Source organism: Achromobacter sp. 2789STDY5608621 (assembly GCF_001299375.1).
In the GTDB taxonomy this organism is placed as follows: Bacteria; Pseudomonadota; Gammaproteobacteria; order Burkholderiales; family Burkholderiaceae_B; genus Achromobacter; species Achromobacter insuavis.
On the sequence record NZ_CYTU01000008.1, the window covers coordinates 69746 to 88854 of the forward strand.

19 protein-coding genes are annotated in these 19109 nt (G+C 67.0%); 8 read left to right on the plus strand and 11 right to left on the minus strand.

Annotated features, from left to right (window positions below):
• Nucleotides 1–51 precede the first annotated feature (51 nt).
• The gene (locus AOZ53_RS10960) at nt 52–915 is read right to left on the minus strand and encodes an MBL fold metallo-hydrolase (RefSeq protein WP_054487813.1); all 864 of its coding nucleotides are present in this window, start codon (nt 913–915) and stop codon (nt 52–54) included.
• A gap of 126 nt (nt 916–1041) precedes the next feature.
• Between AOZ53_RS10960 and AOZ53_RS10965 the strand changes: the two genes are divergently transcribed.
• From AOZ53_RS10965 to AOZ53_RS10980, 4 genes are read left to right on the plus strand one after another with little or no spacing between them, the layout of a single operon-like run.
• Nucleotides 1042–1380, plus strand: a complete 339-nt coding sequence (locus AOZ53_RS10965) for an ArsR/SmtB family transcription factor (RefSeq protein WP_006391860.1) — start codon at nt 1042–1044, stop codon at nt 1378–1380.
• Nucleotides 1374–1805 carry a YeeE/YedE family protein gene (locus tag AOZ53_RS10970; protein ID WP_054431092.1) on the plus strand — a complete coding sequence of 144 codons (432 nt, stop codon included), beginning with the start codon at nt 1374–1376 and terminating at the stop codon, nt 1803–1805. The genes AOZ53_RS10965 and AOZ53_RS10970 overlap by 7 nt, the downstream gene beginning before the upstream one ends.
• A 1-nt stretch (nt 1806) precedes the next feature.
• Nucleotides 1807–2244, plus strand: coding sequence for a YeeE/YedE family protein (locus tag AOZ53_RS10975; protein WP_054487814.1), 438 nt, complete (start codon nt 1807–1809; stop codon nt 2242–2244).
• Nucleotides 2245–2257: 13 nt separating this feature from the next.
• Complete coding sequence (locus tag AOZ53_RS10980; RefSeq protein WP_054487816.1) at nt 2258–3496, plus strand: NAD(P)/FAD-dependent oxidoreductase; 1239 nt, start codon at nt 2258–2260, stop codon at nt 3494–3496.
• Between the two features lie 70 nt (nt 3497–3566).
• Here AOZ53_RS10980 and AOZ53_RS10985 read toward each other — a convergent pair whose 3' ends face one another.
• From AOZ53_RS10985 to AOZ53_RS11015, 7 genes are all read right to left on the minus strand, one after another.
• On the minus strand, nt 3567–4835 hold the full coding sequence (locus AOZ53_RS10985) for a phenylacetate--CoA ligase family protein (RefSeq protein WP_054430722.1): 1269 nt from the start codon (nt 4833–4835) through the stop codon (nt 3567–3569).
• A gap of 82 nt (nt 4836–4917) precedes the next feature.
• Nucleotides 4918–5760 (minus strand): ABC transporter ATP-binding protein, encoded by an 843-nt coding sequence (locus AOZ53_RS10990; protein ID WP_054430721.1) that lies wholly within the window; start codon nt 5758–5760, stop codon nt 4918–4920.
• Between the two features lie 58 nt (nt 5761–5818).
• The gene (locus tag AOZ53_RS10995; RefSeq protein WP_082380318.1) at nt 5819–7159 is read right to left on the minus strand and encodes an ABC transporter substrate-binding protein; all 1341 of its coding nucleotides are present in this window, start codon (nt 7157–7159) and stop codon (nt 5819–5821) included.
• Between the two features lie 126 nt (nt 7160–7285).
• On the minus strand, nt 7286–8350 hold the full coding sequence (locus AOZ53_RS11000) for a branched-chain amino acid ABC transporter permease (RefSeq protein ID WP_006389832.1): 1065 nt from the start codon (nt 8348–8350) through the stop codon (nt 7286–7288).
• A 23-nt stretch (nt 8351–8373) separates the two neighbouring features.
• Nucleotides 8374–9303, minus strand: coding sequence for a branched-chain amino acid ABC transporter permease (locus AOZ53_RS11005; protein ID WP_054431090.1), 930 nt, complete (start codon nt 9301–9303; stop codon nt 8374–8376).
• A gap of 12 nt (nt 9304–9315) precedes the next feature.
• Nucleotides 9316–10113, minus strand: a complete 798-nt coding sequence (locus tag AOZ53_RS11010) for an ABC transporter ATP-binding protein (RefSeq protein WP_054474474.1) — start codon at nt 10111–10113, stop codon at nt 9316–9318.
• A gap of 5 nt (nt 10114–10118) precedes the next feature.
• A complete protein-coding gene (locus tag AOZ53_RS11015; RefSeq protein ID WP_054430719.1) occupies nt 10119–12095 on the minus strand; it encodes an AMP-dependent synthetase/ligase in 1977 nt (658 codons plus the stop codon).
• A 169-nt stretch (nt 12096–12264) separates the two neighbouring features.
• On the opposite strand from AOZ53_RS11015, the gene AOZ53_RS11020 reads away from it, so the two are divergent.
• Nucleotides 12265–12972: a Crp/Fnr family transcriptional regulator gene (locus tag AOZ53_RS11020; RefSeq protein ID WP_054430718.1), complete on the plus strand. Its 708-nt coding sequence runs from the start codon at nt 12265–12267 to the stop codon at nt 12970–12972.
• A 36-nt stretch (nt 12973–13008) separates the two neighbouring features.
• On the opposite strand, the gene AOZ53_RS11025 is transcribed toward AOZ53_RS11020, so the two are convergent.
• On the minus strand, nt 13009–13764 hold the full coding sequence (locus AOZ53_RS11025) for an SDR family NAD(P)-dependent oxidoreductase (protein ID WP_054487818.1): 756 nt from the start codon (nt 13762–13764) through the stop codon (nt 13009–13011).
• Nucleotides 13765–13942: 178 nt separating this feature from the next.
• Between AOZ53_RS11025 and AOZ53_RS11030 the strand changes: the two genes are divergently transcribed.
• The 3 genes from AOZ53_RS11030 (at nt 13943) to AOZ53_RS11040 (ending at nt 15946) form a co-directional block, all read left to right on the plus strand.
• The gene (locus AOZ53_RS11030) at nt 13943–14824 is read left to right on the plus strand and encodes an AraC family transcriptional regulator (RefSeq protein WP_054487820.1); all 882 of its coding nucleotides are present in this window, start codon (nt 13943–13945) and stop codon (nt 14822–14824) included.
• Between the two features lie 79 nt (nt 14825–14903).
• Nucleotides 14904–15365 carry a MarR family winged helix-turn-helix transcriptional regulator gene (locus tag AOZ53_RS11035; protein ID WP_054487823.1) on the plus strand — a complete coding sequence of 154 codons (462 nt, stop codon included), beginning with the start codon at nt 14904–14906 and terminating at the stop codon, nt 15363–15365.
• 152 nt (nt 15366–15517) lie between these two features.
• A complete protein-coding gene (locus AOZ53_RS11040; RefSeq protein ID WP_054430714.1) occupies nt 15518–15946 on the plus strand; it encodes an organic hydroperoxide resistance protein in 429 nt (142 codons plus the stop codon).
• A gap of 498 nt (nt 15947–16444) precedes the next feature.
• On the opposite strand, the gene AOZ53_RS11045 is transcribed toward AOZ53_RS11040, so the two are convergent.
• Together AOZ53_RS11045 and AOZ53_RS11050 are read right to left on the minus strand one after the other, a co-directional pair.
• The gene (locus tag AOZ53_RS11045; RefSeq protein WP_054430713.1) at nt 16445–17167 is read right to left on the minus strand and encodes an ABC transporter ATP-binding protein; all 723 of its coding nucleotides are present in this window, start codon (nt 17165–17167) and stop codon (nt 16445–16447) included.
• A gap of 16 nt (nt 17168–17183) precedes the next feature.
• Nucleotides 17184–19109 (minus strand): branched-chain amino acid ABC transporter ATP-binding protein/permease, encoded by a 1926-nt coding sequence (locus tag AOZ53_RS11050; RefSeq protein WP_054430712.1) that lies wholly within the window; start codon nt 19107–19109, stop codon nt 17184–17186.

Below are 19109 nucleotides of genomic sequence, written 5' to 3' on the forward strand. Positions count from 1 at the left end.
TATCCCGGCGGCGCGCAAGTGCGCGGCCGGCGGAACCCTTGCGGCCGCCGGCTAGAGGGCGTCGACCGGGATCTTCAGGTAGCGCACGCCGTTGTCTTCCGGCGGCGGGAAGTGGCCGGCGCGGATGTTGACCTGGATGGCCGGCAGGATCAGCGTGGGCATGGACAAGGTGGCGTCGCGCCGCGTGCGCATGGCGACGAAGTCGTCTTCGGTGACGCCGTCGCGCACGTGGATGTTGGCGCGGCGCTGCTCGGCCACGCTGGTCTGCCACGCGGCCTCGCGGCCGGCCGGCGGATAGTCGTGGCACATGTAGAGGCGGGTGTCGTCGGGCAGGCTCAGCAGATGCCGGATGGAGCGGAACAACTGGTGGGCGTCGCCGCCGGGAAAGTCGCAGCGCGCGGTGCCGACGTCGGGCATGAACAGGGTGTCGCCGACGAAGACCGCGTCGCCGATGCGGTAGGCCATGTCGGCGGGGGTGTGGCCGGGCACGTGCATGGCGCTGGCCGTGAGCGCGCCGATCGAGAACGTTTCGCCGTCGGCGAACAGGCGGCCGAACTGCGAGCCGTCGAGCTGGAACTGCGGCTCGAGGTTGAAGATTTTCTTGAACACGCCCTGCACCGTGCGGATGCTCTGGCCGATGGCGATGACGCCGCCCAGCGCGCGCTGCAGGTAGGGGGCGGCCGACAGGTGATCGGCATGCGCGTGGGTCTCGAGCAGCCATTCGGTGCGCAGGCCGTGTTCGCGGACGTAGGCGGCGACCCGGTCGGCGCTGGCGGTGCTGGTGCGGCCGGACTTGGGGTCGTAGTCCAGCACCGAGTCGATGATGGCACAGGCGCCGCCGGGCGCGGGCTCGTGCACCACGTAGGTGACGGTGGCGGTGGCCGGGTCGAAAAAGGCTTGGATCTGCGGGGTCATGGGCGGCGGCCTCGGGCGTGCGGCGGCGGCGCGCACGAAACAATATATGTATTTGAATAATATTGTTGGATAGTTTATCCGTCAATATAATGATCAAGTCCTTTCCGGCCGATTGATCCTCATCAAATGCTGACTGCCCTGAACGAATGCGAAGTCGCCGCGCTGCGCGAATCCGCCTCCCAGGCCTGCGCGCTGCTCAAGGCGCTGGCCAACGAAGACCGGCTGCTGCTGCTGTGCCAACTGGTGCAGGGCGAGCGCAACGTCGGTGAACTGGAATCCCTGACCGGCATCCGCCAGCCGACCCTGTCGCAGCAGCTGGGCGTGCTGCGCGACGAGGGCCTGGTGAGCACGCGGCGCCAGGGCAAGTACGTGTACTACCAACTGGCCAGTTTCGAGGTCAACCAGGTCATGAAAACCCTGTCCAGCCTGTATTGCGGCCGCGCGATGGCGGCGCTCGCATCATGATCGACTGGCCCGCTTTCACGCCCGGGAGCGCGGTTGCCGGCGGCGCGTTGATCGGCGCGGCCGCCGTGTTGCTGATGCTGGGGGCGGGCCGCATCGCGGGCATCAGCGGCATCCTGGGCGGCCTGCTGCCGCCGGACCGCCACAGCGGCTGGCGGCTGGCGTTCGTGGTCGGCCTGGGCCTGGCGCCGTGGCTCTATCAGTGGGCCGCGACGCTGCCGCCCATCGTGGTGGAGGCGGGCACGGGCCGGCTGATCGCCGCGGGCCTGCTGGTGGGGATCGGCACGCGCTACGCCTCGGGCTGCACCAGCGGCCATGGCGTCTGCGGCCTGGCGCGCGGTTCGCGCCGCTCGCTGGCGGCGACCGCGTTGTTCATGGCCGCGGGGTTCGTCATGGTCTATCTCGTGCGCCACGTGATCGGAGCCTGACATGGTCATCGCGTTCGCTTTCGTCGCGGGACTGGTATTCGGCCTGGGCCTGATCGTCTCCGGCATGGCCAACCCCGCCAAGGTGCTGGGCTTCCTGGATCTGGCGGGGCCGTGGGACCCGTCGCTCGCGCTGGTGATGGGCGGCGCGCTGGCGGTGACCGCCGTGGGTTTCGCCGGGTTGCGGCGGCGCCGCGCCAGCCTGTCCGGCGGCCCGCTGCAATGGCCCGCCGCGACGCGCGTCGATCCGCGCCTGGCGCTGGGCAGCCTGACGTTCGGCGCGGGCTGGGGCCTGGCGGGGTTCTGCCCGGGGCCGGCGCTGGTGGCGGCCGCGGCCGGCGTGCGCGAGGCCCTGATCTTCGTGGCCGCCATGGCGGCGGGCATGGCGCTGTTTTCGATCATCCAGCATTTCAATCGCCGGCCCCCGCGGACCGGTTCATAACCGGGAGACAAGCATGCAGACGGCAGCACAGGCGCAGCGCGATTTCGACGTGGTGGTGGTGGGAGGCGGTTCGGCCGGCATCGGCGTGACCGCCAGCCTGCTGCGCCGCCGTCCGGACCTGCGCATCGCGGTCATCGAGCCCAGCGACAAGCACTACTACCAGCCGGCCTGGACGCTGGTGGGCGGGGGCGCGTTCGACATCGCCAAGACGGTGCGGCCGACCCGCTCGGTGATGCCGGGCCGCGCCACCTGGCTGCAGGCCGCGGCCGCCGGTTTCGAACCCGAGGCCAACCAGGTGCGGCTGGCCGATGGCAGCGCGGTCAGCTATCAGCAATTGATCGTGTGCCCGGGCCTGCGCCTGGCCTGGGACAAGGTGGAGGGGCTGTCGGATACGTTGGGCCGCAACGGCGTCAGTTCCAACTACCGATTCGACCTGGCGCCGTACACCTGGGAACTGGTGCGCGGCCTGAAGGGCGGCAAGGCGCTGTTCACGCAGCCGGCGATGCCGATCAAGTGCGCCGGCGCGCCGCAGAAGGCCATGTACCTGGCCTGCGACCACTGGCGCCGCGGCGGCGTGCTGGATCGCATCGACGTCGAATTCGACCTGGCCGGCGCGGTGCTGTTCGGGGTGCCGACCTTCGTGCCGCCGCTGATGCGCTATGTGGAGAGCTACGGCATTTCGCTGGCCTTCAATTCGGCGCTGGTGGCGGTGGACGGCCCGGCGCGCAAGGCCTGGTTCGACGTCAAGGACGCCGAGGGCGCGGTCACCCGTGTGGAAAAGTCGTTCGACATGCTGCACGCGGTGCCGCCGCAGGTGCCGCACGACTTCCTGCGCCAGAGCGCGCTGGCGGACGCGGCGGGCTGGTGCGAGGTCGATCCGGCCACGCTGCGCCATGTGCGCTACGACAACATCTTCGGGCTGGGCGACGGCATCAGCACCACCAACGCCAAGACCGCGGCGGCGGCGCGCAAGCAGATCGTCACGGTGGCCGAGAACCTGCTGGCGGTGCGCGAAGGGCATGCGCTGCCGGTCACGTATGACGGCTACGGTTCGTGCCCGCTGACGGTCGAGCGCGGCCGCATCGTGCTGGCCGAGTTCGGCTATGGCGGCAAGCTGCTGCCGACGTTCCCGCTGGATCCGACGGTGCCGCGCAAGAGCGCCTGGTTCCTGAAGGCGACGATGCTGCCGTGGATCTACTGGAACGGCATGCTCAAGGGCCGTGAATGGCTGGCCCGTCCGCTGGGCAACTGAAGCCGCCGTTGCCGCGGGGAAGGCGCTGTCGCGCCCGGGCTTTGCCGGTCCCGGGCGCGCGCCTTGCTTGTTATTCGTAGGTGCGGATGTCGTCGATGACCTTGCCGTCGTTCGGCAGGGCGCCGGCCTCGGCCCATTCGACGTCGCTGCGCAGCTTGGTCACGTCGCGCACCGATTCGGCGATGCGCGCGCCCAGGTCTTCGCCGCGCACGCGCGACTCCACCCGCAGCACCATCTTGTCCGACCCCGTGGTGCCGCTGATGACCAGCCGCGCCCGCAGGATCTCGGGATGGCGGCGCACCACGTCGGCCACCTGCGAGGGATGCACGAACATGCCGCGCACCTTGGTGGTCTGGTCGGCGCGCCCCATCCAGCCCTTGATGCGGGTGTTGGTGCGGCCGCAGGGCGAGATGCCGGGCATGACCGCCGACAGGTCGCCGGTGCCGAAGCGCACCAGCGGGTAGTCGGGGTTGAGCGTGGTGACCACGACTTCGCCGACCTCGCCGTCGGGCACGGGTTCGCCGGTGCCGGGACGCACGATCTCGACGATGATGTCCTCGCCCAGCACCAGGCCCTGGCGGGCCGGCGTCTCGAACGCGATCATGCCGAGGTCGGCGCTGCCGTAGGCCTGGTAGCCCTCGATGCCGCGCGCCGCCAGCCAGTCGCGCAGCGACGGCGGGAAGGCTTCGCCGGAGACCAGCGCGCGGCGCAGCGAATCCAGTTTCACGCCGAGCTCGTCGGCCTTTTCCAGGATGATTTTCAGGAAGCTGGGCGTGCCGGTGTAGCCGCTGGGCGCCAGGTCCTGGATCGCGCGCACCTGCTGCTCCGTCTGGCCGGTGCCGCCGGGGAACACGGTGCAGCCGACGGCGTGCGCGGCGGTCTCCATCATCGAGCCGGCCGGCGTGAAGTGATAGGAAAAGCAGTTATAGGCCAGCTCGCCGGCGCGAAAGCCCGCGGCGTACAGCGCGCGGGCAAAGCGCCAGTAGTCGGCGCGCGCGCTTTCGGGTTCATAGATCGGGCCGGGCGAGGCGAACACGCGCATGGCTTCGCCCCAGCCGATGGCCGAGAAGCCGCCGAAGGCCTTCTGCGGGCCGGCCGGTTGCGCGGCCTGCTCGCGGCTGTGCTGCTGGCGCTCCAGCAGCTCGTGCTTGCGCAGCACTGGCAGGCGCGCCAGCGCGGCGCGCGAGGTGACCGTGGCGGGGTCGATGCCGCGCAGCTGCTCGGCAATGGCCGGCGCTCGGGCGATGGCGCGGGCGATGGCGCCGGGCAGGGCCGCCATCAGCTCGCGCTCGCGTTGCTCGGGCGCTCGGGTTTCCAGGACATCGAAAAACTCGGACATGGGATCGCACCCTCTCGTGTGCCGTACTGCGGTGTCGTTGCCGGCGGCGCACCGGACCGCGCCGGCGTCGCCGCTCCAGGGATCAGGCCAGCCAGCGTTTGCGGCGGCGGTAGAACTTGTTGTCGCGGAAACTCTTGCGCTCGCCGCTGGAAATGCCCAGGTAGAACTCTTTCACGTCCTCGTTCTGGGCCAGGTCCTTCGCGGCGCCGTCCATCATCACGCGGCCGTTCTCCAGGATGTAGCCGTAGTCGGCATAGCGCAGCGCGATGTTGGTGTTCTGCTCGGCCAGCAGGAAGCTGACGCGCTCGCGCTGGTTCAGGTCGCGCACGATCTCGAAGATCTCTTCGACGATCTGCGGCGCCAGGCCCATGGACGGCTCGTCCAGCAGGATCATGTTGGGGTTGGCCATCAGCGCGCGGCCGATGGCGGTCATCTGTTGCTCGCCGCCCGAGGTGTAGCCGGCCTGGCTGGCGCGGCGCTGCTTCAGGCGGGGGAAATACTGGTAGACGCGCTCCAGCGCCGCGCTGGTGTCGCCGCGGCCGAGGTCGCGGGTATAGGCGCCCGTCAGCAGGTTCTCTTCGATGGTGAGGTGGGCGAAGCAATGGCGGCCCTCCATCACCTGCACCACGCCGCGCTTGACCAGCTCGGCCGGCGACAGCTTCTCGATGCGCTGGTCGCGGTACTGGATGTGGCCCTTGGTGACGTCGCCGCGCTCGCCCTTGAGCAGGTTCGAGATGGCGCGCAACGTGGTGGTCTTGCCGGCGCCGTTGGCGCCCAGCAGGGCCACGATCCGGCCTTCCGGCACCTGCAGGGAAACGCCCTTGAGCACCAGGATGACGTGGTTGTAGATCACCTCGATGCCGTTCACATCGAGCAGCACCTTGGGGGTGTCGGCGGTAGTAGCGGTAGTCGTTGCTGCGGTCATGGCGGTTCCTGCGGCATGGTGGCGGCCGACGCCCGGGGGCGCCGGCCGCCGGTTCACATCAGTTCTCGCAAGTGCGGGGCGTGATGTTCTTTTCCTTGGCGTACTTCGCCGCGGCTTCCTTCACCATCGGGTCCAGCAGGGTCTTGTCGGCCTGGTACCAGTCCGAGGCGACCTTGAACTTGGCGCCGTCCCACTGCACGATGCGGGCCCAGTCGTCACCCTTGTGGTTGCTGCACGAGGTCTTGACCGGACGCATGATCTGGCCGAAGCCCAGCTGGTTCAGGCGTTCCTGCGTCAGGTTCAGGTTCTCGAAGCCCCAGCGCACCTGTTCGGGCGTGAGCGCCTTGCCCTTGCCGAACTTTTCCTGCGCGGTGCGGATCGCCTCGACCTGCAGCATCGAGATCATCATGCCGCGGGTGTGGGCGATGGTGCCGAGCGTGGTCTTGCCCGTCTTGTCCGAGCCCTGGCCCTTGTCGTAGACGTACTTCTTCAGATCGTCATAGACCTTGTCGTGGTCGGCGCCGCTGTTGTGGATGGTGATGGCGTTGTAGCCCTTGGCGACATCGCCCAGGTCCTTGACGTCGCCTTCCGAGCCGGCCCACCAGATCGCGTACATCTTGTCGCGCGGGTAGCCGCTGGCCTGCGCTTCGCGGATGGCGGTGGGCGTCATGATGCCCGCGCTCCACAGCAGCACATAGGCCGGGCGGGCCTGGCGGATCTGCAGCCAGGTGGACTTCTGTTCCACGCCGGGGGCGGTCACCGGATACAGCAGCAGCTCGAAGCCTTCCTTGGCGGCGCGCTTCTGCAGCAGCGGGATCGGTTCCTTGCCGTAGGGCGAGTCATGGTAGACCAGGGCGATCTTCTTGCCCTTGAGCTTGTCCATGCCGCCTTCTTTCTTGGCGATGTCCTGGATCATCACGTCGGCGGCGGTCCAGTAGGTGCCCAGCAGCGGGAAGTTCCACTCGAACACGCTGCCGTCGACCGATTGCGACAGGCCGTAGCCCATCGTCTCGACCGGCACCTTGTCGACCATGGCCTTGTCGCTGACCGCGAAGGTGATGCCGGTCGATTGCGTGTCGAAGCCCGAGGCGCCGGTGCCCTTGCCCTTCAGGCGCTCGTAGCACTCCACGCCGCGGTCGGTGGCGTAGGCGGTTTCGCATTCCTCGTAGGTGATCTTGACGCCGTTGACGCCGCCGTCGCGTTCGTTGACCAGCTTCAGGTAATCCAGCTTGCCGTCGGCCCAGGGAATGCCCAGCGGCGCGAACGACCCGGTCCGGTACACCAGCAACGGAACGAACTGCTCTTCCGCCGCCATTGCCGGCGTGGCCACGGCGCCCACGGCGCCGGCTGCGGCCACCAAGGCTGCCGCCAACTTCAGGTTAAGACGCTTCATCTCCATTTACCTCCTGCGTGGTGTTTGGGTCATAAACCCTCGGACACCGGGGTTGGCCCGGTCTTGAGCCGGGTATTCAGGATGTGGGCCACGGCGCTCGTGCCGCCGGGGCCCGCAGAAATCAATGCGAAATCAGTGAGGGAAGGGCCAGATGCGGAGCTTCTCCTTGCCGATGCTCCACAACCGCGCCAGCCCGTGCGGCTCGGCGATCAGGAAGAACACGATCAGCGCGCCGAACACCATGTGCTCGACGTGCGCGGCGGTGTCCACCGACAGCGACAGGCCCAGCATGTGCGGCACGTTGGTCAGCGCCACCGGCACCAGCACGATGAAGGCCGCGCCGAAGAAGCTGCCGATGATGGAGCCCAGGCCGCCGATGATGACCATGAACAGCAGCTGGAATGAACGCGTCAGGTCGAAGGCCAGCGGTTCCCACGAACCCAGGTGGATGTAGCCCCACAGCGCGCCGGCCACGCCGACGATGAACGAGCTGACCGCGAACGCGGTGAGCTTGGCGTACATCGGGCGGATGCCGATGACCGAGGCGGCCACGTCCATGTCGCGGATCGCCATCCATTGGCGGCCGATGGCGCCGCGCACCAGGTTCTTGGCCAGCAGACTGAAGACAACCACCAGGATCAGCACGAACAGGTACTTTTCCAGCGCGCTCTGCACCGGCAGGCCGAAGGCGGTCAGCGGCGGCACCGAGACGTTGCCCGACGACGAGTAATTGGTGAAGAACGGGATGCGCAGGAACGCCCAGTCGACGAAGAACTGCGCCGCCAGCGTGGCCACGGCCAGGTACAGGCCGCGGATGCGCAGGCTGGGAATGCCGAAGATAACGCCGACGATGGTGGCGAAGCAGCCGCCCAGCAGGATCTGGACGATCAGCGGCATGCCGGGAAAGCGCACGCCGAAGTTCCAGGCGGCATACGCGCCCACCGCCATGAAGGCGCCCGTGCCCAGCGAGATCTGGCCGCAATAGCCCACCAGGATGTTCAGGCCGACGGCGGCCAGCGACAGGATCAGGAACGGGATCAGGATGGCGCGCAGCAGGTAGTCGCTGGACAGCGCCGGGATGGCGATGAACGCCACCGCCAGCAGCAGCCAGATGAAGACGCGGTCCTGGCGGATCGGGAAGATCTGCTGGTCGGCGCGATAGCTGGTCTTGAATTGGCCGTTTTCGCGATAGAACATGTTTTTATCCTAGAAGGCCGTGGTCAGACGCGGTCGATGATCTTCTCGCCGAACAGCCCTTGCGGACGGAACAGCAGGAACACCAGCGCCAGCACATAGGCGAACCAGATTTCGATGCCGCCGCCCACCAGCGACCCCAGGTAGACCTCGGACAGCTTTTCGCCCACGCCGATGATCAGGCCGCCGAGAATGGCGCCCGGCACCGAGGTCAGGCCGCCCAGGATCACCACCGGCAGCGCCCGTAGCGCCGCGGTCGAGAGCGTGAACTGCACGCCGAACTTGGAGCCCCAGATGATGCCGGCCACCAGCGCCACCAGGCCGGCGACGCTCCAGACGATGACCCAGATGCGGTTCAGCGGAATGCCGATGGACTGCGCCGCCTGGTGGTCATCCGCCACGGCGCGCAGCGCACGGCCGGTGGAGGTGAACTGGAAGAACAGCGCCAGCGCGGCCACCAGCAATGCGGCGATGACCGCGGCGGTCAGGTCTTCGAGGTTGATGAGCAGGCCGCCTTCGAACACCGAGTCCAGGATCATCAACGGATCCTTCGGCATGCCGACGTTGATGGAATAGACCGAGCTGCCGAACGAGATCTGGCCCAGGCCATCGAGGAAATAGCTGATGCCCAGCGTGGCCATGAGCAGGGTGGTGGCCTCCTGGTTGACCAGGTGGCGCAGCACGAAGCGCTCGATCGCCACGGCCAGCAGGAACATGATGATGGCGCTGACGATGAAAGCCAGCACGTTGGCCAGGATCATGTTTTCGAAGCCGAACCAGCGCGGTATCCACTCCGAGAAGCGCGCCATCGACAGCGCCGCCACCAGCACCATGGCGCCCTGCGCGAAGTTGAACACGCCCGACGCCTTGAAGATCAGCACGAAGCCCAGGCCGATCAGGGCGTACAGCATGCCGCTCATCAGGCCGCCGAATAAGGTTTCCAGAAAAAATCCCATGTCTCGTCCGCCTTAGTGCGACACGCCCAGATAGGCTCTGATTACGTCTTCGTTGGCGCGCACCTCATCGGGCTTGCCGTCGCCGATCTTCTTGCCGTAGTCCAGCACCACCACGCGGTCGGAGATGTCCATGACCACGCCCATGTCGTGCTCGATCAGCACGATGGTGGTGCCGAATTCGTCGTTCACGTCGAGGATGAAGCGGCTCATATCCTGCTTCTCTTCGATGTTCATGCCGGCCATCGGCTCGTCCAGCAGCAGCAGGCGCGGCTCCATGGCGAGCGCGCGGCCCAGGTCGACGCGCTTTTGCAGGCCGTAGGGCAGACGCCCCACGGGCGTCTTGCGATACGCCTGGATCTCGAGGAAGTCGATGATGTTCTCGACGAACTGGCGGTGCTCGATCTCTTCGCGTTCGGCGGCGCCCAGGCGGAAGGCCTGCGCCAGCAGCCCGCACTTCATGCGCAGGTTGCGGCCCGTCATGATGTTGTCCAGCACGCTCATGCCCTTGAACAGGGCGAGGTTCTGGAAGGTGCGGGCGATGCCCATTTCGGCGGCGCGGCGCGGATTCATGCGCGAGAAGCGCTCGCCGCGAAAGGCGATGCCGCCCTGCTGCGGGGTGTAGACGCCGTTGATGACGTTCAGCATCGAGCTCTTGCCCGCGCCGTTGGGGCCGATGATGGCGCGGATCTCGTGCTCGCGCACATTGAAGGAAATGTCCGTCAGCGCCTTGACGCCGCCGAAGGACAGCGAGATGTTCTGCATGTCCAGCATCACGTCGCCGATGCGCTGGTCGCGGTCGTTGTTGCTCATGGTCTCTACGCGGCTCGGGCGGTGATGGCGGGGAACGTCTTGACCGGGCGGATCTTCAGGTCGGCGGCGATCTTGCCGGTGCGGCCGTCCTCGAACTTCACTTCGGTTTCGATGTACTGGGACTGCTTGCCTTCGAACAGGGCGTCGATCAGCACGCCGTACTTCTGCGCGATGAAGGCGCGCCGCACCTTGCGGGTGCGCGTCAGTTCGTCGTCATCGGGATCCAGTTCCTTGTGCAGGATCAGGAAGCGGCCGATCTGCGAGGCCGACAGCTTGGGATCGGTGGCCAGGTCGGCATTGACCTGCTCGACGCAGTCGGCGATGAGCTGGTAGACCTCGTCCTTGCCCGCCAGGTCGGTATAGCCGGCGTAGGGCAGGCCGCGGCGCTCGGCCCAGTTGCCCACGGCTTCCAGGTCGATGTTGATGAAGGCGCACACGTCCTGGCGGCCGGCGCCGAACGCCACCGCTTCCTTGATGTGCGGGAAGAACTTGAGCTTGTTCTCAAGGTACTTGGGCGCGAACAGGCTGCCGTCGGCCAGCTTGCCGACGTCCTTGGCGCGGTCGATGATCTTGAGCTGGCCGTCGGTGTCCAGGTAGCCCGCGTCGCCCGTGTGGAACCAGCCGTCGGCGCTGCGCGCTTCCTGGGTGGCGTCGGGGTTGCGGTAATACTCCTTGAACAGGCCCGGGCTCTTGACCAGGATCTCGCCGTTGTCGGCCACGCGGATCTCCACGCCGGGCACGGGCGGGCCGACCGTGTCGTCGCGCACCTGGCCGTCCGGCTGCACGCAGACGAACACCGAGGTCTCGGTCGAGCCGTAGAGCTGCTTGAGGTTGATGCCGATGGAGCGGTAGAACACGAACAGGTCGGGGCCGATGGCCTCGCCGGCGGTGTAGGCCACGCGCACGCGGCTCATGCCCAGCGCATTGCGCAGCGGACCGTAGATCAGCACATTGCCCAGCGCGTAGCGCAGGCGGTCCCAGGCGTTGACCGATTCGCCGTCCAGGATGCGGGTGCCGACGCGGCGCGCCAGCTTCATGCAGGCATGGAACAGCTTGCGCTTGATATAGCCGGCGTCTTCCATGCGGATCATCACATGGGTGAGCAGCCCTTCCAGCACGCGCGGCGGCGCGAAGTAGTAGGTGGGGCCGATGTCGCGCATGTCGATCGACACGGTATCGGGCGACTCCGGATGGTTCACGGTGAAGCCAGTGACCAGCAGCTGCGTGTACGAGAACATGTTCTGCCCGATCCAGGCCGGCGGCAGGTAGGCCAGCACGTCCTCGCGGTCGGTCAGGTTCTCCATCTCGGACACGGCGCGGGCGCGATCGATCAGCGCATGGTGCGTCAGCACCACGCCCTTGGGCTTGCCGGTGGTGCCCGAGGTATAGAACATCGCGGCCGCGTCGTGCGGCTGCACCGCGGCCACGGCGCGGGCGAAGAAGTCGGGATGCTGCGCGGCGTAGTCGCGGCCGATTTCCTCGAGCTGGTCATACGACAGCAGCATCGCATCGGTGTAGTGGCGCAGGCCGCGCGGGTCGTCGTAGACCACGTGCTTGAGCGCGGGGCATTGCTCGCGCACTTCCAGCATCTTGTCGACCTGTTCCTGGTCCTCGACCACGGCGACGCTGATTTCGGCGTCCTGCAGCACGTAGACCATTTCCTGGGCCACGGCGTCCTGGTAGAGCGGAACGGGAATGGCGCCGAGCGATTGCGCGGCCATCATGGCCATGTACAGGCGCGGCCGGTTTTCGCCGATCACGGCCACGTGCATGCCGGGCTGGATGCCCAATGACGCGAGCCCGTGGGCGACCTGGCGCACGTGCTCCGCCACATCGGACCAGGTAAGGGTCTGCCAGATACCCAGGTCTTTCTCACGTATCGCGGGCCGCGACCCGCGTACGTCGGCATGCGCGAACAGCAGCGCCGGAAAAGTATCCAGCGCCGCCGGCATCTGTGCGGATGCGGGCGATGAATGTGCCACGTTGTCTCCTCCGGTTTGGGCACAGCGGACCCGCAGCCACGAGACGTGGCGCACGAGCGGTTGCGCTTGACCAGTTGGTTTTAGATTTACGGCAGGAGTTAAGGTATAAGGTTGGGTTGCTACCAACTGTCACCATCGCGACATTCAAGGAACTTTTAGGGTATTCCCGATGCAGCTATCCGACTCCCTGCAACTTGCCGCGGCCTGGTTTCGCGTGCTCGACGGCGAGCAGCAAGCGCGCGTCGAGCGAGACCTGTCCGTGCAGCAGGCCGCCGCCGGGTCGATCATAGAGCGCAAAGGCGAACTCGCCCAGGCGTGGATCGGCGTCCTGGCCGGCCTGGTGAAGGTGTCGGTGGGCAATGCCGAGGGCAAGGTCGCGTCGCTGACGGGCGTGCCCGCCGGCGGCTGGATCGGCGAGGGCTCGCTGCTCAAGCGCGAAGTCCGCAAGTACGACATCGTGGCGCTGCGCGATTCCGTCGTCGCGCGCCTGCCAGCCGCCACCTTCGACTGGCTGCTGGACACCAGCATCCCCTTCAACCGCTACCTGCTGCACCAGCTGAACGAGCGTGTCGCGCAATTCATCGGCAAGGCCGAATACGACCGCCTGCTCGACCCCGACGCCCGCGTGGCGCGCTGCCTGGCCGAACTCTTCAACCCGCTGCTGTATCCCGGTATGGGCATGCGCCTGACCATCACCCAGGAAGAAGTCGGCTACCTGGCCCGCGTCTCGCGCCAACGGGCCAACCAGGCGCTGCGCAAGCTGGAAGAGGCGGGCCTGTTGAACGTCGAATACGGCGCCGTGCGGGTGCTGGACCTGGACGGCCTGAAACAATACGGCTCGGACCGCAGCGCAGTGGAAGGCGAGCACGTCGCCTAGGCGGCAGGGCCGTGGCGCCTGCCGCCCACGCGGCGGTCAGATTCCCTGGCCGCCCGACACCTCGATCCGCTGCGCATTGACCCACCGGTTATCGTCCGACAGCAGACTGGCGATCATCGGCCCCACATCGTCCGCCACGCCAACCCGGCCCAGCGCAGTCATCTCTGCGAAATGGCGGTTGAACGCAGGCGTGTCGCGCACGGCGCCGCCAAAGAAGTCGGTTTCGATGGCGCCCGGCGCCACCACATTCACCGCAATCTTGCGGCTACCCAGTTCCTTGGCCAGGTAGACCGTCAACACTTCGACGGCCCCCTTGACCGCCGCATAGGCCGCCCAGCCCTCGGCCGACACGCGGGTCAGTCCGCTGGACAGGTTCACGATACGGCCGCCGTCGGCTAGCAGCGGCAGCAACGCCTGCGTCAGGAAGAACACGCCCTTGAAGTGCACGTCGACCAGCTTGTCGAACGCGTCCTCGCGCATGTCGGCGATGGGCGCCACGTCGCCGTGCCCGGCGTTATTGACCAGGTGGTCGAACTGCTCGCGCTGCCAGGTCTGCTGCAGCGCCGCACGCAGGCGCGCCGCGAAGTCCACGAAGGTGGCCGTCGCGCCCGCATCCAGCTGCAAGGTCACCGCTCGGCGGCCCAGCGCCACAATCTCGGCGACCACCGCGCGCGCCTCGGCCTCGCGCTGCTGGTAGGTGATGATGACGTCGCCGCCTTTGCGGGCGATGTTCAAGGCCGTGTTGCGGCCCAGGCCGCGGCTGGCGCCGGTAACGAGGGAAATCGTGGTCATGCGGGGCTCCTTGGAAGCGAATGACAGGGTGAGGGCATTCTGCCGCCGGGGCCGTTGCCAGCCTTTGCCCGAATCGCGGCGTTGTTTGCCTATTTCCCCAATGCCGCTGCCACTGCGCCGACGGCGCACCCGATTGCCGCTACGATGGCCGGGTGCCACGGATTTCCGCCCGAATCGCATGAACGACGCCTTGCTCGATAGCGTGCGCCGCTACGTCCACGCCCATGCCGGCCCCTTGGGCGTGGCGCTGACGCCCGTGCCCGGCCTGACCACCATCCGGGCCACATCCCCCAGCGGCCTGGACTACGCCATGTCGCGCCCGTTGGCGTGCCTGGTGCTGCAAGGAAGCAAACACGTCATGACGGGGACGGATACCGTCGCCTTTTCCGCGGGCGACTCCCTGCTGATCACCGCCGACGTTCCCACCATCAGCCAGATCACCCACGCCAGCCCCGACCAGCCCTACCTGTCCCTCGTGCTGGACCTGGACCTGCCGCTGCTCGCCGAACTGGCATTGGCCATGGCGCCCGTGCCCGCCGCCCCGGGGCTGCGCGTGCGGGTGGAGCCCACCGACACCGAAGTGGCCGACGCCGCGCTGCGTCTCATGCGCCTGCTCGAACGCCCGGCCGCCTTGCCGGTACTGCACCGCCAGCTTGTGCGCGAAATGCACTACTGGCTGCTGGCCGGCCGCCACGGCCCCGCCTTGCGCCATCTGGCCCGCCCGCAGGCCCATGCCCAGCGTGTCGCCCGCGCCGTCACCTTGCTGCGCACCGCCTTCGCCCAACCCCTGCCGATCGAACGCCTCGCCGAGGCCGCCGGCATGAGCCCGTCCTCGTTCTATCAGCACTTTCGCGCGGCCACCTCGCTGTCGCCCCTGCAATTCCAGAAACAACTGCGCTTGATCGAAGCCCGCCGCCTGATGACCGCCGAAGGCCTGTCGGCCAGCAGCGCCGCCTTTGCCGTGGGCTATGAAAGCGTGCAGCAGTTCACCCGCGAATACCGCCGCATGTTTGGCCTGCCCCCCGGCCGCGACGCCGAAGCCGCCAAGCTGTCCGCCTGAAGCCGGCCCGCCCCAAGCCCTGGACAGCAAAAGCCAAAAAAAGCTTGACGATAAATAGTGCGCTATTTAATATTGCGCAATGAAATCCAGATCCCAGCCGAAAGGCGCCTTCAACCCGCTGCTGCTAGACAGCCAATTGTGTTTCGCCCTGTACTCGACCTCGCTGGCGATGAACAAGGTGTACCGCAAGCTGCTGCGTGGCCTGGATCTGACCTACCCGCAATACCTGGTCATGCTGGTGCTGTGGGAACGCGACGAAATCACGGTCACCGACATCGGCGAACGCCTGTTCCTGGACTCGGCCACCCTGACGCCCCTGCTCAAGCGGCTGGAGGCGGCGGGCCTGGTCACCCGGACCCGCGCGCAGGATGACGAACGCCAGGTCATCGTCACCCTGACCCGGCAAGGCCGCGACCTGCGCAACCAGGCCGAAGCCGTGCCTCACGCCATCGCCGCCGCGGCCCAGTGCTCGCTGGAAGGGGCGCAGGGCACCATGAAGTCGTTGCACGAATTGCGGGAAAAGTTGGTCAACAGTCTTTGATTCGCAGTCTTTGAGGCGGATGATGGCAACTGCTGTCATCCCCGGTTAAAGATAGTGCGCTATGAAATAGCACGCTATTTGATTAGTAAGGGCCGTAGCGGGAAGGGTCCCGCCAGCCTGGCAGTCCCACCTTCATCCAAAAGGAACGCACCATGTCCATCGAAAAAGTCCTGTACCGCGCCCACGCCCACGTCACCGGCGGCCGTGAAGGCACCGGCGTCTCCGACGACGGCAACCTGAACGTCAAGCTGACCACCCCGAAGGAACTGGGCGGCGCCGGCGCGGCTGGCACCAACCCCGAGCAACTGTTTGCCGTCGGCTACTCCGCCTGCTTCATGGGCGCCATGAAGTTCGTCGCCGGCCGCGACAAGATCGCCATGCCCGCCAACGCCACCATCGACGGCTCGGTCGGCATCGGCCCCATCCCCACCGGTTTCGGCATCGAAGCCGAACTGAAGATCTCGCTGCCCGGCATGGACCGCGCCGAAGCCGAAAAGCTCGTCGCCGCCGCCCACATCGTCTGCCCCTACTCGAACGCCACCCGCGGCAACATCGACGTCACCCTGACCATCACCGTCTAAGCAAAGCGCGCGTTCCGCGCGCAAAAAAACAAAGGCAGGATTGCGCCACCGCGCAATTCTGCCTTTTTTCGTTCAGCCGCTCGCCCACTCACTCCAAGAGCCGGCGCCCCACCAAGCCGCCCGCCACCCGTCACCCGCGCGCAGCGTCATCCGCCAACGCAAAATCAGCGCGTAAGCCCAAACAGGCCGCCCGCGCGGCCGCCTTTGGGCGGGCCCCGCAAGACCTTCAGCGAGAGCACCCACGGCCAAAGCATGCCAAGCACACGGCTCACCCCAGCAACGCAGGAATCAGAACAATCGCGAGCACGGCGGGGCGGCGGCCGGTGGCGGGCGGGGCGTGTAGATGCGCCCGAGGGAATCCGTAGGGAGCCGAAGGCGTACGAGGATGACAACGGGGAAGTCCGGAGCGAACGCTCCGGACCGCAATCGTAGCCCCGCCCGCCACCGGCCGCCGCCCCGCCGTGCGTCTCAAGAACTCACCCCCGCCAGCAAAAAAACTCAGTGCGACCCCCCAAGATAAGCCGCCACCACAGCCGGATCATGCTTCAACTTCTCCGCACTTCCATGCACAGAAATCCGCCCGTTCTCCAACACATACCCATAATCCGCGACATTCAACGCCGCCGCCGCAAACTGCTCGACCAGCAACATCGTCACCCCTTCGTCCTTGAGCCGCGCAATGATCCGGAAAACCTCCTCCACCAGAATCGGCGCCAACCCCATCGACGGCTCATCCAGCAGCACCAGCTCCGGATTCAGCATCACCGCCCGCGCCATCGCCAGCATCTGCTGCTCGCCGCCCGACAGCGTCCCGGCCAGCTGATCGCGCCGCTCCTTCAGGCGAGGAAACAGATCCATCGCCCGCCCCAGATCCGCCTGCACGTCGCCCTTGGGCCGGCTCCCCGTCAGGCGCGGAAACGCGCCCAGCAGCAGGTTGTCGGTCACCGACAGCGTCGGAAACACCCGCCGTCCTTCCGGCGAATGCGCCAACCCCAGCCGCGCGATCCGATGCGACTCCAATCCGTCGATGCGCTTGCCCCCCAGCGTGACCTCGCCCGCCGTCGGTCGGATCATCCCCGACAGCGCCCGCATCGTCGTCGTCTTGCCGGCTCCGTTCGAGCCGATCAACGTCACCACCTTGGCCTTCGGAACCTCCATGCTGATGCCGTGCAGCACCTTCACCTTCCCGTAGCCCGCTTCCAGATTCTTGATCGATAGCATGTTGTCGTCCTTGGCGTCAGGCGGGCGCGCCGCCCAGATACGCCTCGATAACCTTGGCGTTGCTCTGCACTTCGTTGGGCAGCCCCTCGGCGATCTTCTGGCCGAAGTCCAGCACCGACACGGTGTCGCACACTCCCATCACCACATCCATGTGGTGCTCGATCAGGATCAGCGTGATGCCGTGGTCGCGCACCTTGCGGATGATGGCCAGCAGCTCGACGATGTCGGGCGCCGTCAGGCCGGCCGCCGGTTCGTCCAGCAACAGCAGCTGCGGATCCAGCGCCAGCGCGCGGGCGATCTCCAGCAGGCGCTGCTTGCCGTAGGGCAGGTTGCGCGCCTCCTCGTTCGCCATGCCTTCCAGGCCGACGAACTCCAGCAGCGCCAGCGCGCGGGCGCGGGCGCCTTGTTCCTCGCCCTTCCACTTCGGCGTGCGCAGCGCGATGCCCGCCAGGCCGGTGGTGAAAGTGTGGTGCAGGCCCACCAGCACGTTCTCCAGCGCCGTCATCTCGCCGAACAGCTGCACGTTCTGGAACGTGCGGGCGATGCCCGAGGCGGCGATGTCGGCCGGCGCCAGGCCCACCAGCGACTTGCCCGAGAATTCCACCGAGCCGGCCGTCGGTACGTAGATGCCGGTCAGCACGTTCATCATGGTGCTCTTGCCCGAGCCGTTCGGCCCGATCAGCCCGTGGATGGTGCCGCGCTTGACGGTCAGGTCGACCTGGTTCAGCGCCTTCAGGCCGCCGAACTGCATCAGCACCTGTTTGGCCGTCAGCAGGGTTTCGCCCTGGCCTTGGGCGCTTTCAGGCACGACCGCCTCCTGCTCCTTGACCAGGTCCTTCTTGACCGACAGCGCCGCGCGGCGGGTCGAGAAGAACAGGTTGCGCACGAAGCCGACGATGCCGTCGGGCAGGTAGTACACGACGAACAGGATCATGGCGCCGAAGATCGTCAGGCGCCAGTCGGTCACCGCGTCCAGCCAGTACGAGAAGATCGCCAGCAGGATGGTGCCGACCACCGGCACCGCCACCCGGCGGGCCTCGGTGCGGCCCTTGGAGATGGCGATGGCGCTGCCCACCGTCACCAGGATCGCCACGCCCAGCGCGATCAGGCGGAAGGTGCCGATATCGTCCAGCATCTTGGGCAGCAGCACGATGATCGACGCGCCCAGCAGCGCGCCGGTGCGGCTCTTGCGTCCGCCCATGATGATGGCCAGCAGGAACAGGATGGTCAGTTCGAAGTTGTAGGTGTTGGGCGAGATGTACTGCTCGGAATACGAGTACAGCGCGCCCGCCAGGCCGGCGAAGCCGGCGCTGATGACGAAGGCGAATACCTTGTGCCGGTAGACCGACACGCCCATGCAGTCCGACGCGATCGGGCTGTCGCGCAGGGCCTCGAACGAGCGGCCCAGGTGCGACTTGAGGATACGGTGCACCACGATCAGCGACAGCACCAGCAACGCCGCCACCAGCCAGAAGTACTCGCTCTTGGTCAGGATGTGCCCGCCGATCGACGGCTTGGGAATCTTGATGCCGAGCGGGCCTTCGGTCATGAAGGTCATCTCGTTGATCAGGATCTGGATGATGGTGCCGAACGCCAGCGTCACCATCGCCAGGTACGGCCCGGTGACCCGCAGCGCCGGCAACGCCAGCACCGCGCCGAATGCCGCCGCGATCAGGATGGCCGCCGGCAGCGTTACCCAGATCGGCATCTGCAGATGGAAGAACAGCACGCCGGCCACGTAGGAGCCGATGCCGAACAGGCCGGCGTGGCCCAGCGACACCTGGCCGGTATAGCCCACCACGATATCGAGCCCGAACAGCAGGATCGAATAGATCATGATGGTTTCGATCAGGTGCAGGTAATACGTGTTGGTCACGCCCAGCGGCACGGCGGCCAGGCAGGCCACGGCCACGATGGATAGCAGAAGGTGCAGGGGTTTCAT

Bases quoted from the DNA above. Each gene is read 5' to 3' on its own strand.
- AOZ53_RS11040 (WP_054430714.1), top strand. From the start codon at position 15,518: ATGTCCATCGAAAAAGTCCTGTACCGCGCCCACGCCCACGTCACCGGC.
- AOZ53_RS10985 (WP_054430722.1), bottom strand. From the start codon at position 4,835: ATGTCCGAGTTTTTCGATGTCCTGGAAACCCGAGCGCCCGAGCAACGC.
- AOZ53_RS11045 (WP_054430713.1), bottom strand. From the start codon at position 17,167: ATGCTATCGATCAAGAATCTGGAAGCGGGCTACGGGAAGGTGAAGGTG.
- AOZ53_RS10990 (WP_054430721.1), bottom strand. From the start codon at position 5,760: ATGACCGCAGCAACGACTACCGCTACTACCGCCGACACCCCCAAGGTG.
- AOZ53_RS11000 (WP_006389832.1), bottom strand. From the start codon at position 8,350: ATGTTCTATCGCGAAAACGGCCAATTCAAGACCAGCTATCGCGCCGAC.
- AOZ53_RS11020 (WP_054430718.1), top strand. From the start codon at position 12,265: ATGCAGCTATCCGACTCCCTGCAACTTGCCGCGGCCTGGTTTCGCGTG.
- AOZ53_RS11035 (WP_054487823.1), top strand. From the start codon at position 14,904: ATGAAATCCAGATCCCAGCCGAAAGGCGCCTTCAACCCGCTGCTGCTA.
- AOZ53_RS10975 (WP_054487814.1), top strand. From the start codon at position 1,807: ATGGTCATCGCGTTCGCTTTCGTCGCGGGACTGGTATTCGGCCTGGGC.
- AOZ53_RS11050 (WP_054430712.1), bottom strand. From the start codon at position 19,109: ATGAAACCCCTGCACCTTCTGCTATCCATCGTGGCCGTGGCCTGCCTG.
- AOZ53_RS10965 (WP_006391860.1), top strand. From the start codon at position 1,042: ATGCTGACTGCCCTGAACGAATGCGAAGTCGCCGCGCTGCGCGAATCC.
- AOZ53_RS11010 (WP_054474474.1), bottom strand. From the start codon at position 10,113: ATGAGCAACAACGACCGCGACCAGCGCATCGGCGACGTGATGCTGGAC.
- AOZ53_RS10960 (WP_054487813.1), bottom strand. From the start codon at position 915: ATGACCCCGCAGATCCAAGCCTTTTTCGACCCGGCCACCGCCACCGTC.
- AOZ53_RS11025 (WP_054487818.1), bottom strand. From the start codon at position 13,764: ATGACCACGATTTCCCTCGTTACCGGCGCCAGCCGCGGCCTGGGCCGC.
- AOZ53_RS11005 (WP_054431090.1), bottom strand. From the start codon at position 9,303: ATGGGATTTTTTCTGGAAACCTTATTCGGCGGCCTGATGAGCGGCATG.
- AOZ53_RS11030 (WP_054487820.1), top strand. From the start codon at position 13,943: ATGAACGACGCCTTGCTCGATAGCGTGCGCCGCTACGTCCACGCCCAT.
- AOZ53_RS10980 (WP_054487816.1), top strand. From the start codon at position 2,258: ATGCAGACGGCAGCACAGGCGCAGCGCGATTTCGACGTGGTGGTGGTG.
- AOZ53_RS10995 (WP_082380318.1), bottom strand. From the start codon at position 7,159: ATGGAGATGAAGCGTCTTAACCTGAAGTTGGCGGCAGCCTTGGTGGCC.